Annotated in this window: 11 protein-coding genes; 2 read left to right on the top strand and 9 right to left on the bottom strand. The window is 63.8% G+C overall.

Annotated features, from left to right (window positions below; genetic code table 11):
* Positions 1 to 134: 134 nt before the first annotated feature.
* Positions 135 to 2,039, bottom strand: a complete 1,905-nt coding sequence (locus tag JYK05_RS23140) for an ATP-binding protein (protein WP_206470053.1) — start codon at positions 2,037 to 2,039, stop codon at positions 135 to 137.
* Positions 2,040 to 2,470: 431 nt separating this feature from the next.
* Here JYK05_RS23140 and JYK05_RS23145 point away from each other — a divergent pair, with 431 nt between their 5' ends.
* On the top strand, positions 2,471 to 3,076 hold the full coding sequence (locus tag JYK05_RS23145) for an intradiol ring-cleavage dioxygenase (protein ID WP_206470535.1): 606 nt from the start codon (positions 2,471 to 2,473) through the stop codon (positions 3,074 to 3,076).
* 47 nt (positions 3,077 to 3,123) lie between these two features.
* Here JYK05_RS23145 and JYK05_RS23150 read toward each other — a convergent pair whose 3' ends face one another.
* The 8 genes from JYK05_RS23150 to tauA form a co-directional block, all read right to left on the bottom strand.
* Positions 3,124 to 4,254 (bottom strand): SMP-30/gluconolactonase/LRE family protein, encoded by a 1,131-nt coding sequence (locus tag JYK05_RS23150; RefSeq protein ID WP_206470054.1) that lies wholly within the window; start codon positions 4,252 to 4,254, stop codon positions 3,124 to 3,126.
* Positions 4,255 to 4,294: 40 nt separating this feature from the next.
* Entirely contained in the window at positions 4,295 to 5,467 is a 1,173-nt protein-coding gene (locus JYK05_RS23155; RefSeq protein WP_206470055.1) for a zinc-dependent alcohol dehydrogenase, read from the bottom strand.
* 11 nt (positions 5,468 to 5,478) lie between these two features.
* Complete coding sequence (locus JYK05_RS23160; RefSeq protein WP_206470056.1) at positions 5,479 to 6,240, bottom strand: SRPBCC family protein; 762 nt, start codon at positions 6,238 to 6,240, stop codon at positions 5,479 to 5,481.
* 224 nt (positions 6,241 to 6,464) lie between these two features.
* Positions 6,465 to 7,613, bottom strand: coding sequence for a glutathione-independent formaldehyde dehydrogenase (locus tag JYK05_RS23165; protein ID WP_206470057.1), 1,149 nt, complete (start codon positions 7,611 to 7,613; stop codon positions 6,465 to 6,467).
* Between the two features lie 799 nt (positions 7,614 to 8,412).
* Positions 8,413 to 8,769: a hypothetical protein gene (locus JYK05_RS23170; RefSeq protein ID WP_175942748.1), complete on the bottom strand. Its 357-nt coding sequence runs from the start codon at positions 8,767 to 8,769 to the stop codon at positions 8,413 to 8,415.
* A gap of 600 nt (positions 8,770 to 9,369) precedes the next feature.
* Complete coding sequence (locus JYK05_RS23175; RefSeq protein WP_206470058.1) at positions 9,370 to 10,245, bottom strand: ABC transporter permease subunit; 876 nt, start codon at positions 10,243 to 10,245, stop codon at positions 9,370 to 9,372.
* Positions 10,242 to 11,021 carry a taurine ABC transporter ATP-binding protein gene (locus tag JYK05_RS23180; RefSeq protein ID WP_206470059.1) on the bottom strand — a complete coding sequence of 260 codons (780 nt, stop codon included), beginning with the start codon at positions 11,019 to 11,021 and terminating at the stop codon, positions 10,242 to 10,244. Before JYK05_RS23180 ends, JYK05_RS23175 begins: the two co-directional genes overlap by 4 nt.
* Positions 11,018 to 12,052, bottom strand: a complete 1,035-nt coding sequence (gene tauA, locus JYK05_RS23185) for a taurine ABC transporter substrate-binding protein (RefSeq protein WP_206470061.1) — start codon at positions 12,050 to 12,052, stop codon at positions 11,018 to 11,020. Before tauA ends, JYK05_RS23180 begins: the two co-directional genes overlap by 4 nt.
* 473 nt (positions 12,053 to 12,525) lie before the next feature.
* Between tauA and JYK05_RS23190 the strand changes: the two genes are divergently transcribed.
* The gene (locus JYK05_RS23190; RefSeq protein ID WP_206470062.1) at positions 12,526 to 13,011 is read left to right on the top strand and encodes a hypothetical protein; all 486 of its coding nucleotides are present in this window, start codon (positions 12,526 to 12,528) and stop codon (positions 13,009 to 13,011) included.
* Positions 13,012 to 13,016: the final 5 nt, after the last annotated feature.

Consider the following 13,016-nt stretch of genomic DNA (forward strand, 5'->3'; position numbering starts at 1 on the left):
TTCTCGACTGGCCGCTTCCTGGATGGTGCCAGCGCGCGCGCTCGTACTGCGCATTCGCTTCATGAAGCGTTCGAAAGGCGACCGCCTGCGGCTCGCTCAGCGGGACCCGGCGGCGCGCACCTCCTCTCGTCTCACTAGGTTGCCAGAACGGCGCTCTCGATTGCGCGGTTGAGTTGCCCCACATCCACTGGTTTCGTGAAGTGGAAGTCGAATCCGGCGTCCGCGGTGCTTGCGCGGTCTTGCGGCTGACCCCATCCGGTGATGGCAATCAGCGTTACGTCCTTCGTAGAAGGCATGGCGCGGATGTGGCGAGCGACGTCGATTCCGCTGATGCCGGGCAATCCCAAGTCGAGCAGAATCACCTTCGGACTGTAGTGGCCGAGAAGCGCGACGGCCTCCTCGCCGGAATAGGCGGTCCGTACTTCGTGCCCCTCCATTTGCAGGAATGCCGTCATTGCGTCTGCTGCGTCGACATTGTCATCGACGACCAGAATGCGATGCGTCGCAACCGACGAACGATCGAGAGCCGGGACGCGCGGCGGAGCCGGCGGTGACAGTACGCGCGACGCGGCTGGCAGATGAATGGAGAAGCGGCTCCCCCGATCCTTGCCACCGCTGGACGCGGTCAGTCGGCCTCCATGCAGCTCGATCAGCGATTTTGACAGCGCCAGCCCGATGCCAAGACCACCCTGGCGGTGCTGATCGCGATTCACCTGCGAAAACATGGCGAAGATCGCGGACAACTTGTCCGGCTCGATGCCGATGCCGTTATCCTCGACCGACAGGACGATTTCCGCGTCATTTGCCGTCGCCGTGAGTTCGACGCGCCCGCCCGGCGGCGTGTATTTCGCGGCGTTCGTCAGCAGGTTGGCGAGCACCTGCGCGAGTCGAAGGCGATCCGCCTTGATATGCAATGGCCGGGCGGGAGGCTTGATAACGAGCTCGTGCCCTTTGCCTGCGAGGATCGGCCGCGCGACCTCGAGCGCTTCGTCGACCACCTCCCGCAGCGCAACCGTTTCTGGGCGCAACTCCAGCGCCCCGCGCGTGATGCGCGACACGTCCAGCAGGTCGTCGAGTAAAAGCGCCATGGCGGCCGACTGGCGGCGCAGCACGTCGATGCACCAGCTTCTTCGTTCTTCGCTCAAGCTCGGCTGTTCGAGTATCTCGGCAACCTGCCTGATCGGCGCCAATGGATTGCGCAACTCATGCGCGAGCGTCGCAAGAAACTCGTCCTTGCGGCGGTCGGCCTCCGAAAGTGCCCGTTCGGCGCGCACGCGCGGCGTCACGTCGACAAACCAGGCGACGACGGAGCCTTCCAGCGACGCCGCGACCACATGAAACCACTGCTCGCCGTTCTCACCCTCAACGCGGACGTCGAAGGCCTCGCGTCCCGGACGCTCGGCAAGCGGGGCGAGTCGCTCGAGCAGAACGTCTGCGTCCCAGCCAGCCGGACGCACAAACGAAGTCGAACTGCCGATCACCACCGCAGTGTTCTGATTGAATAGCGCTGCGGCCGCCTCGTTGAGGTAGTCCCATCGAAGCTCGGCGATACGGCGTTCGCGCACGACGGGCGTGAGGATGCAAAACGGCACGCCGGCGCTGTCCAGCGCCACGTCGAACCGGTGCCGGGCGTCGCGCTCGACTTGCAAGAGGCGATCGGCGGCATCGCGGGTCGCTGCTTCTGCTCTTCCTGCGCGCCGGGCCACCTTGGCCAATTGCTGTCCGGCCGTGACCAGAAATGCGCCGACCACCGAGTACGCGAGCAGCACGATCTGATCGTCCTGCTGCGGGACCGCGAAACTGCCGATAGGTTGCATCCAGAGCGCGCCGAACGCGATGCCGCTTACGAGAAGCAGCAGCCCCGACAACGCCCCGAACAGCACCGTGACGAGCGGAAGGGTGGCGCTGATGAAGAGGAAGGTCAGCCGTCCGTGCGCCACGAGCGTCAGCGCCTGCTGAGCCAGTAACACGACGGCAGTGGATGCCGCGCCGAACAACAAGCGCTGCTTCAGGGGATGCTGTGCGATGCGAACGATCATCGCTTCGACTCCGGTTGTTTCAAGGTCTTTCGTTTCATGCTGGATGTCGTCGTCATACCTGTCGGTATCGTGCTCAGCGATGCTGATCGCTACGTTCGGACTCCGTGGAGTTAGACCGATTGGTCATCCTCGCGGCAGACAAAAAAAAGCGCCGACTCCGTTTCGGGAGCAGCGCGGAAAGTTCGTCAAAAATCCGAGGGCCGTTGACGAACCTGAGAGAAATGCAATTGTAAGGACAACCCGGATTGCGGTCTAATACGGTGTGCTGATGCGGGCGATCACTGATTCTTATAGGCGGTTTTTTTTACTCCCCGCGTTCGATCCCGGTCTGTTGCCTATTCGCTCTGCGCATCCGACAAGACGATTCCGGCTTACCATGACGGGCATAAGTGAGCCAAGGCGGGACGGTCGGAAAGCAAGGATCACTCATCATGCAGACACGAAACGCGGGTCGAGGCCGGCGCAATTTTCTTCGCAAGTCTGCGGCGCTGCCGTCGACGTTCCTGCTGCTGGCGCTCGGCGATGCGTATGGACGGCCCGGCGAAGTCTCGGCGACGCCCGCCTGCGCGGGCGAAGACGAGCCGACGCGGCAGCAGACGGCAGGTCCGTTTTTCCTGCCGCACTCGCCGCAACGGGCATCGCTGCTCGAACCGGGCATCGATGGAACGAGGATCGTCCTGACTGGCCGGGTGGTTTCGACGCAGTGCAGGGCAGTTTCCGGGGCTTTGCTCGATTTCTGGCATGCCGACGACGCCGGCGAGTACGACGTCAAAGGGTTTCGGCTCCGCGGCCATCAATTCGCGGACAGCGAAGGGCGTTACCGGCTGGAGACGATTCTTCCCGGGCTATACCCCGGACGAACGAGACATATCCATGTGACGGTGCAGCCGCCGAACGGGGCGATTCTGACCACGCAACTGTATTTTCCCGGCGAGCAACGCAACGCTCAGGATTCACTGTTCGATCGACGGCTATTGGTTGCGATCGACAAGGCCGGCGAGCGAAAGGCGGCCCGCTTCGATTTCGTCCTCGCTTAAGTAACGCGTGGGATTTGCAAACGCGCGGCGGTCCGCGCATGCGCGTGTCACTGCGAGGTTTGGGAACGCTCGATGCGCCACAGTTGCGTCTGGAGGCGCGGGCCGTTTTCGGGCTTGAACCAGCTCATGTCCTGTATGTGGGAGCTCGTGATATAGACCGTGCCGTCGGGGCCTTCGGAAAACGTGTCGGGCCAGCGTAGCCGCTTGTCCTGAACGACGGTTGCGATGCGATCCCCGTCACGAACCTTGACCGCGTCCTGCTCGATAGCGCTCAAGTAGAGCCGCCCGTGCGCATCCATCCAGAGACCGTCCGTCGGCTCCGTCTGCGCGACAGCCTGCACGCGAGCTTCCAGGTCCTTCTCCGCGAGACGCGGGTTCTGCAATGCGTTCGTCGCGATCCGATAAAGCGTGCGGCCGGTCAATGCTTTCCAGTAGAGCGTGCCGCCATCGGGCGAAAGCGCAAGGCTGTCGGCGGCGAATTCGACGCCACGTCCGTCGGGCCGGCGCAGCTCGTGTCCATCGGTGCGTACCACGACGTCCTTCTCCGGCTGCGTGCTCGGGTGGCCGTCCAGAACGCGTCGAGCCTTGCCGCTTTGCAAGTCCACGACGACGAGCGCTCCCTTGGCCCCGGCATCGGTCAGATAGGCATACCGTCCGTCCGGCGAGAAACGCACATCGTTCAGATAGCTTCCCTGAGGCGCGACGGTCTCGTCGAAGCGAATCACCTGCGCGACCTTGTTCGCCTTCAGATCGACTTTCACCAGTTTGGGGCCGCCCTTCACGAGCGGTGCCGTCGCTGGCGCGGCCGGGTCGACGACCCAAAGATTCCCGCGCGCATCCGCCACGACGCTCTGAACGCACACGAAGTGATCTCCGGCAGACACCTGGTTCTTCTTGGCGTTGCGCCACGAATTCCATTCATCGTCCGGGTAAGGCTTGGTCTGGCCGTCGGGCGTCAGTTCGGCAACCGAGATCGGCGCATCTTCTGTCCAGCGCGGGAAATTGACGAAGATGCGCCCATCCTTTGAGACGGTCACGCCTGTGACCTGATGCTCGAAGCTGGCGACCTGTTGCAGTCGGCCCGTGTCTGGCGAAGCGCCAGATTGCTCCTGAGCGAAGGATGCGTTTGCAACAAGTGTTATCGCCAGAATGGCGGATGCGGCTGGGAATCGGGTCATGTTGTCTCTCCTCGGGCGGCACTAGCGACATGCGTCGAACTCACGGCGCGAACACGGCACGGACGCAGCCGTCGGTCTTGTGCTTGAACATGTCGTAGCCGCGTGGCGCCTCTTCCAGCGAGAAGCGGTGCGTGGCGAGATAAGCGGGATTCAATTCGCCCTTCTGTGCGTGCGAGAGCAGGCGATCCATATAGGCCTGCCCGTGCTGCTGGGCGCTGCGCACCGTCATGCCCTTGTTCATGATGGCGCCCATCGGGAACTTGTCGATCAATCCGTAGACGCCGAGCACCGACAGCGTGCCGCCTTTGCGGCAAGCCATCACGGCCTCGCGCAACGCCTGGCCACGGTCCGTTTCCAGACGCAGCGCCTGCTTGACGCGGTCATACGCGTATTGCGGCCCGGTGCCGTGCGCTTCCATCCCTACTGCGTCGATGCAGGCGTCGGGTCCGCGCCCGCCCGTCATTTCCATGAGCGTGTCGAGAACGCTGTCGACTTGCGTATAGTCGATCGTTTCCGAGCCGGCATGCTCGCGCGCCATCTGCAAGCGCTCGGGGAAGCGGTCGATTCCGATGACCCGCTCGGCGCCCATCAGACGCGCGCTTTGCTGCGCCATCAATCCGACGCCGCCGCAGCCCCACACGGCGACGGTGTCGCCCGGCTGGATGTTGCAGAAGTCGGCGCCCATGTAGCCGGTCGGGGCGGCATCCGAAAGAAACAGCGCGGTCTCGTCCGCGACGCCGTCGGGGATCTTGAAGCAGTCGTTGTCGGCAAACGGCACCCGCACGTATTGCGCGTGCGCGCCCGCATAGCCGCCGAAGGCGTGGGTGTAGCCGTAGATGCCGGCCGTCGTATGTCCGCCCAAAAGCGGTGCCTGCAGTTCGGGCTTCGGGTGTGTGTTGTCGCACAACGAGTAGAGCGAATGCTGGCAATACCAGCACTGTCCGCACACGATGAATGAAGGCACCACGACGCGGTCGCCCTTCGCGAGGCGCTTCACCTCGGGACCGATGTCCTCGATGACGCCCATGAACTCGTGGCCGATGACATCGCCGGACTTCATCGTCGGGATATAGCCATCGATGAAGTGGAGATCCGAGCCGCAGGTGGTCGACAAGCTGACGCGCAGGATCGCGTCATGAGGGTTGATGATCTCCGGGTCCTTGACAGTCCCGACGCGCAAGTCATTGACCCCGTTCCAGTACAGTGCTCGCATGCTCGTTCTCCTTAGCGCTTCGTTGCGCGAGCAGCGGGCTGCCGCTCAGTGGTGGGAATCTCGCCGGTTTCGACGAGGCTCTTGAAGCGCCGCAGCGCGTTGTCGGCGATCATGTTCAGCGGCGTGTCGCCCAACAGTTGGACCAGGCCTTGGCCGAGCGCGCCGCCGGGCGGATCGAATCGAAAGTGCAGTGTCGCCACCGTGCCGCGGTCGTTCGGGGCGGCGTCGAAGCGGATGGAGCCCTCGTTCGCAATGGCGGCGCCGGGCAGCGAGCGCCAGCCGACGCTCCCGCCGGGTTCATCGACGATCTCCGATTCCCATTCGTAGAGGCGACCGAGGGGCGTCTTCATCTCCCAGCGCATGCGGTTTTCGCCGATCGGGCGTAACGTCGCGAAGCCTGCCATGAGTTGCGGGAGCGTGCGGGGGTCGACCCAGCGTTGACGGAGCGCGTCCGCCGGCTTGCCGATGGTGATGGCACGCTTGGCCTCTGGCTCGGCGCGCGCGCGTCCACTGTGCGCCTTGTCATTTGCTCTGCCGCGTTGGAGCGGGGCACCGCGCCCCGCGCTCCACACGGCCGTGCCCGCGCAAGCCGTGAGCGCGAGAGCCACGGCACTGTTCTTCCGGCCTGCGAGTCCTGAAACGATGAGCGCCGCGCTTAGCGCCACCGGAATCCAACCCATGCGTTGCATGAGCTCACCGGGCGAGACGCCCGACGGAATGTGGCCGCGCCCCAACGATCCGTGCGATCGGATAGCAACGATGTTGCTTGCCATGACTAATGCTCCTGGGAGTTCACTGCCTCGCTACGCGGAAGGGCTCCGTGCAGCGAGATCGCTGACATGTAGCGCGACGTGCGTGCTCACGCCACGCGTGGCCATGAATCGCGGAACTGCGCCGTGGGCTGCTTCGCCCAAAGTGTGGCTGGCCGGTTCGCGGTTCCATGGACCTCGACAAGTGCTTTTTACTCCGTCGCCGCTACCATCGCGGCGGCGCTTGGCTAGCCTCCGGGATGCAGGACAACCTTGGTCCAGCCATGCTCGCGCACGTCGAAGTGTTGATAGGCGTCGGGCGCCTGGTCGAGCTTCAACTCATGAGAAACGATGAACGACGGCTTCGCGCGTCCCACCGAAATGAGATCGCGCAACTGCCGGTTGTACGCCTTGACGTTGCACTGACCCGTGGCAATGTGCTGGCCTTTGAACCAGCACTTGCCCCAGTCGAACGCAATCTTTCCCTGCTTCGCCAGTTCGTCCTGCGCGCCCGGATCCTGCGGAACGAACACGCCGACCACGCCGATCCCGCCAGTGAACTTGACCGACGACACCAGATTGTTGATCGTCAGATTGGGATGCTCATGGCGTTGCGGAGCCGGATCGTGACACTGGTAACCGACGCATTCGCAGCCCACGTCCGCGCCTATTCCGTGTGTCAGGTCCATCACTCGCTGCACCGGGTCGTCCTTGGAATAATCGATCGCAATGGCGCCGATCGACTCGGCCAGCTTCAGCCGGTCGGGATGGCAGTCCACCACCATGACGCTGCGTGCGCCCTTGATCATGGCCGAGTGCGCGGCCATGAGACCCACTGGTCCCGAGCCATAGATCACGACCGAATCACCGGGCCGCATGCCGGCTAGTTCTGTGGCGTGCCAACCGGTGGGGAAGATGTCGGCGCACATCACGTAGTCGGTCTGTTTCTCCTCGGCGCCCGGCGGCAGCTTCAGAGACATGAAATCCGCCCAGGGCACTCTGAGATACTCGGCCTGGCCGCCCGGCCACGGTCCCATGTCCGCAAAGCCGAACGCACCGCCCGCGATACCCGGCCCGTTCGCGTGCAGGCAGAACGCGGTGAGGCCGCGCTCGCAGTTCACGCAGTGGCCGCAACTCACATTGAATGGCAGGCACACCCAGTCGCCGGGCTTGATGCGCTCCACGGCCGGTCCTACTTCTTCGACGACGCCCAGATTCTCGTGACCGAAGATGCGCCCTTGCTCGAAGTCGGTTCGGCCTTCGTACATGTGCAGGTCGGACCCGCAGATGTTGGTACTGGTGATTCTGACGATGGCATCAGTCGGGCGCTCGATCTTCGGGTCAGGCACGTCTTCTACGGCGACCTGGCGAGGACCGCGATATACGACTGCTTTCATAGTTATCTCCTGAAAAGGCGACTGCAAAGAGCCTGAGCCGCACAGAACTTGTGCGGCTACCGGCGTCGAACACCCGCAGGCGTACCTGTCGGACGGTGGGTATCCTGATCTATCGGCACGTTGCTTTCGGCGCTAACGTCCCCGTGGGCGGGCATATGAAGAAGTCTTCTAGACAGTACGGCAGCTCCATTTAAACTGTTCAATAGGAGTACTAAGTGCATAACGAAGCGCTATCTGATCGATGTCGCCCGTGCGAATAGGGCAGCGATCCGCGTGCCCGCCGGCTATCCGTGCCTTATTGACTCACTAGTTCGGTACCGTTGACTTCGGCAACTTACATCGAAGTTAGGCCTTGCCGCAGAATTACTGCGTGGGCCAATTGACGTCGTCGCGCGTGGTTAGAGTTTCCGTTACGGACCCGCCATGCACGGCTTGCCTTTAAGCGCGTGACGAAGCGTCGTGCCGCGTGGAGAATTGATTTGCCGGTCGCTTTGCAGGTTTTGCAAGACGGCTTGAAGGAAGTGGTTCCCGGACACGCCGTGCTTGCGTGGTGCGCGACCATTCACGGCAATGGGGGGCAGATCGTCTCTAAGTACTACCGAAAAACGGAAGCGTGGGATGTCGACGGCGGCCCGGCTTGCTTGCCCCGCGGGCTGCCGCTGATGGCGCCAGTAGCGGTTCGGCGCATGACCGTCGCTGCGCTATGGGCGCTTGCAAGCGACTCGTGAACGAGGGTTCTAATCAATCGCCAACCGGTCGCGCTTCGCCAGCGTCGCAGTGCATGACGCAGCGCCGGTCGTCAGTGAACCCGAAATCTCGATCGAAAAATGTATTGGCTGTGCAGTGCTTCCCTCGATCGCTTCAATGCGATGAGGCTGGATTGATAAATGGACAGCAGTTTCTGGGAGTGTGTCGGGTCGTTGCCGGCCTCTATCTGTTTCAACAAGCGGTCCGCTTGCAATCGAACTTGTTCTTCGCAGTGTGCGATCGCCTTCTCGATTGCGCTGAGGCCAGGGGTTTCGCTATGTTGCAAGTCCGGCGCGTGCGCTTCGTTCTGTTCGTCGTTCGCTTCGCGGGCCGTTGGCGTGGCGCCGAGTTCGTTGATGGTTGGCTTTGCATCGAGTTCGGACGTCGCTTCGCCGTGAAAGTCGATCATGGCAATCTCTCAGGTATGCACGGACCAGCGCTCATGGGCGCCAGCCTTATTGGTAGTCGTCACGCCTCCGCCACGCGAAAAGCGAATGGCGAGAGAGGGCGCCGATCAGTTCTTCGTCTGATATCGAGCCGCCGCTTACATTTGAATGATGTTAGCCGCCGAACTTTTGTCTGCGCAGACATTTAACATCTTTTACAAATCTTCAGGAGGTGCTTAAGCGCGGACGGCCTGGTTAAGGTTGCGTGCACCATCGCATGCATTCGACGAGTGGCGAGCACTCGCACTGTCGCGTGCCGGTGGTTGATCGAAACGGTCGGCCTCGTTCACGGCATGCTGTCTGTCTATGCACGCCCGCGCCGCAAACCGCGAACGCAATGGCCACGGAATGCAACTAGTGTTCGCCACGTTCGCCACCTCTCCCGAAGGGCGAACGATCATGCGGCGTCGACAGGACGTGCAGCCGACGCATGACGTTTGCGCGCGAGCGTCCGTTCCGATGCCGGGTCGTCGGCTTCGCAGATCGATACGCGCACCGACGCGCGGCTGACCTGCGCTTGCAGCTTTCAATAGCGGCCAACATCGGATTGCTGGCGAACGCCGTCAACGTCCCTTCCACGGCACGAGCCGCCGTTCCAGCGCACGCATGCCGTAGTCGAAGATCCACGCGATGGCCCCGATCAGCATGATGCCCATGACGACCACGTCCGTGCGCAGAAAGCTCGACGCATTGAGCACCATCTGGCCGAGGCCGGCCGTGGCGGCGACCATCTCGGCCGCGACGAGCGTCGTCCAGCCGAAGCCCACGGCGATGCGCAAGCCCGTCAGTATCTCAGGCAGCGCCGCGGGCAATACGACGTGCCACACCACCTGCCGGAAGTTGGCGCCGAGCGACCACGCCGCGTTCACCTGCTCGGCGCTCGCGCTGCGCACGCCGGCACGCGCGGCCATCGCGATGGGCGCGAAGCACGCGAGCCAGATGACGACGATCTTCGCGGTCTCGTCGATGCCGAACCAGATGACGACGAGCGGCAGATACGCGAGCGGCGGCAGCGGCCGATAAAACTCCAGCGGCGGGTCCAGCAGCCCGCGCGCAATGCGGCTCACGCCCATCGCGATGCCGACGGGCACGGCCGTGACGACCGCTAGCGCGAACGCGCCGAACACGCGGATCGCGCTCCACAGCAGATGGTCGGAGAGCGGCAGGCCGCCCTGAAGACGCCCATGCCAGGCGTCGACGAATGCGCGCCATACCGCTTCCGGGGAAGGCAAAAAGAGCGGCGGCAACCACCCGAAATGCGTGGCGAACCACCAGAGCAGCGCGAGAGCCGCGACGCACAGCGCGCTCGGCACCGCTGTCGGTCCCGCGCCGGGCATGCCGCGATAGCGCGCGCGGCGTCTTGCGCGGGCGGCGCGCCGCGCCGGGTGCGACGCGGCCGTTGCGCCGGAGAACGACGCATCCGAAGCGGGCCGGTTCACGCCGCCTCCTTTTCCGTTCGATGCAAACGGCGCGTCAGCCGCTCCCGCCATTCGATGAACGCGGGCGACGACTTCACCGCGCGCGCATCGCGACTGCGAACGTACTCGCGCGCGAAAGGCAGCTCGTGCACCTCTTCGATGCGTCCCGGGCCGGGCGTCATCAGCACGAGCCGCGTCGCAAGAAAGAGCGCCTCTTCCACGCTATGCGTGATGAAGAACACGGTCTTGCTGGTGCGCGCCCACACGTCGAGTATCAGCTCCTGCACGCTTTCGCGCGTGAGCGCGTCGAGCGCGCCCATCGGTTCATCCATCAGCAGCACTTCAGGGTCGCTTGCCAGCGCGCGCGCAATGCCGACGCGTTGCTGCATGCCGCCCGACAGCGCATACACCTTCGCGTGTTCATGCTGCGCGAGGCCGACGAGCGCGAGCGTGCGCCGCGCGATCTCGTGGCGCTCGGCGCGCTTCATGCCGCGAAAACGCAGGCCGAGCGCCACGTTGTCGAGCACGTCGAGCCACGGCATCAACGCATGTTTCTGGAACACCACGCCACGGTCCGCGCCCGGTCCGGTGATCGGCTCGCCATTGAGCGATGCCTCGCCCTCGGTCGGATCGAGAAAGCCGGCCAGGCAGTTGAGCAGCGTGGTCTTGCCGCAGCCTGATGCGCCGAGCGCCACGACGAACTCGCCGCTGCCGATGTGCAGATCGACGCCCATGAGCGCCGGCGTGCTCGCGCCTTCGTAAGTGACGCCGAGATTGCGGATGGCGAGCGCCGTCATTTCGCGGCCTGCTGCGCGTAGCGTGGATCGACGCCGGCAGAGTAGTCGGCCAGTACGTTCTGGATGGTGCCCTGCTGCTTGAGGAACTGCGCGGTCGCGGCGAGCGACTTCGCCGCGCCGGACTGTTGCCCGCCGCCGAGCCAGGTCGGCGACGCCTGCTCGCTCGCGGTCGGGAACGCGTAGAGCGCGAGACTCGCGGGCACGTCCGCCGCGTTCGCGCCGGACTCCTCGGCCACGGCCTTCACCTGTGCGGAGCCCGCGCTCCAGTCCGCTTTGTGATCGCGATACTGCGCGTCGGTATCGGCGAGCACCTTGACGAGGCCGGTCATGAACGCGGCGTTGTCCTGCGCGAACTTGCGCGACGCGACGAAGCCGTCGAAGGTCGCCTTGCCGGTTTCCTTCGCCACTTCGCCCGACGTGACGAGCACCGTGCCGTTCTGCTTGACGCGCGCGAGCACCGGATCCCAGATGTAGGTTGCGTCGATGTTGCCGCGCTCCCACGCGGCCGCCACTTCGGGCGGACGCAGGTTGACGATCTTCACCGCCGACGGATCGACGCCCGCCTGCTGCAATGCGACGAGCGCATGGAAATGCGAGGTCGACACGTACGGCACGCCGAGCGTCTTGCCCTTGAGATCGGCAAGCTTGCTCACGCCCGAGCCGTTGCGCGCGACGAGGGCTTCGGCGTCGTTGATGTTGTCGAGAATCCAGAAGAGCGACAGGTCGACGCCTTGCGACAGCCCGGCCGCGATGGGACTCGATCCCGCCTCGCCGAGCTGTATGGAACCCGAAGCCAGCGCGCGGATGACGTCCGCGCCGCTGCCGAGCTTGCGATAGGCCACTTTGTAGCCCGTCGCCTTTTCGACGGCGCCGCTTGCCTGCGCATAGCGCCACGGCACGACCATATCCTGATAGCCGATCACGACTTCGCGTGTCTCGGCTCGCGTCGAAAGGGGCGAGAGCGCGGCAGCGGCGAGCAGGAAGGAAACGGCGGTCGCGATCAATCGGCGGCGATGGAACGTGTGTGTCATGGAGCGGACGAAGTGAAGTGATGTGATGGAGCCATCGACTATAGGCACTTCGCGTTCCAAGGCTACGAATCTTTCCTGCATAGCATGCGAGCGCCAACGGCATAAGCGTTGCGCCGTTTTCCTGCTAGCCATATTCGTTGCGGTGTGAAGAGGAAAGTGTCGGGCGATTCGAGCACGTCTTCGCGAGTTGCAATACCGTCGCGCGACTCCACTTCCGCCTCATCATGCGATCGAGCGGTAGAGGACGACTCGTCAAGAGGCGTTTGAGCGGACGAGGCGTAGCAAAAGGGCGTCGAGCGCGATGAGGCCGCACAAGAGTGAAGGAAACGGCGGTGTTCGGGGCAGCGGTCGTCGGGCCGCTGTCCGATCAGGCGACATTCCGATGCCGTCGATTCAAACCACAGGGCCCTGGCTCGTCTACCTGAGGGAGCACACGAACGAACAAACGAACATCATCCGGAGGAGAAGACGTCATGGGCTTTTTCGATCTGAGCGTGCGGGAGGAGGGTTCGTTTCTTCCCGCTATCCGACACACCGTTCTGGAAGGGCCGCTCACACTGGTGCGCTTCTCGGACTCGAGCCGCCACGAGCAAGGCGCATACGGCAAGTACTGGATGTACGGCTCGGAGATACTCGAGGCCCTGGCGCAGCGGACGATCGATCGCTTGATCCGCGACGTCCGTCGGCGCTGGGCCATCTCGAACGACTGGGGCGACTTGCGCAACTGCTGGGTGCTGCGCCTGCCCGAAGGCGCGTCGCTCAATGCTTATTGGGGCTTCACGAAGCCGCAGCCGCGCGTTTCCAAGGAGGCGGCGGCGAACCTCGTTCAGCCGACCACGAAGTTCTATGCCGGCGGCTCGATTCAATTGATCCTGTCCATCGGACCGCGCGAGCGCGGATACATCAGCGGACCTTTCGTCACGCTCAGCCTGACGCCGTCGATGATCGAAGGCCGCTAATGCGC

It is taken from the genome of Caballeronia sp. M1242 (assembly GCF_017220215.1).
Lineage (GTDB): Bacteria > Pseudomonadota > Gammaproteobacteria > Burkholderiales > Burkholderiaceae > Caballeronia.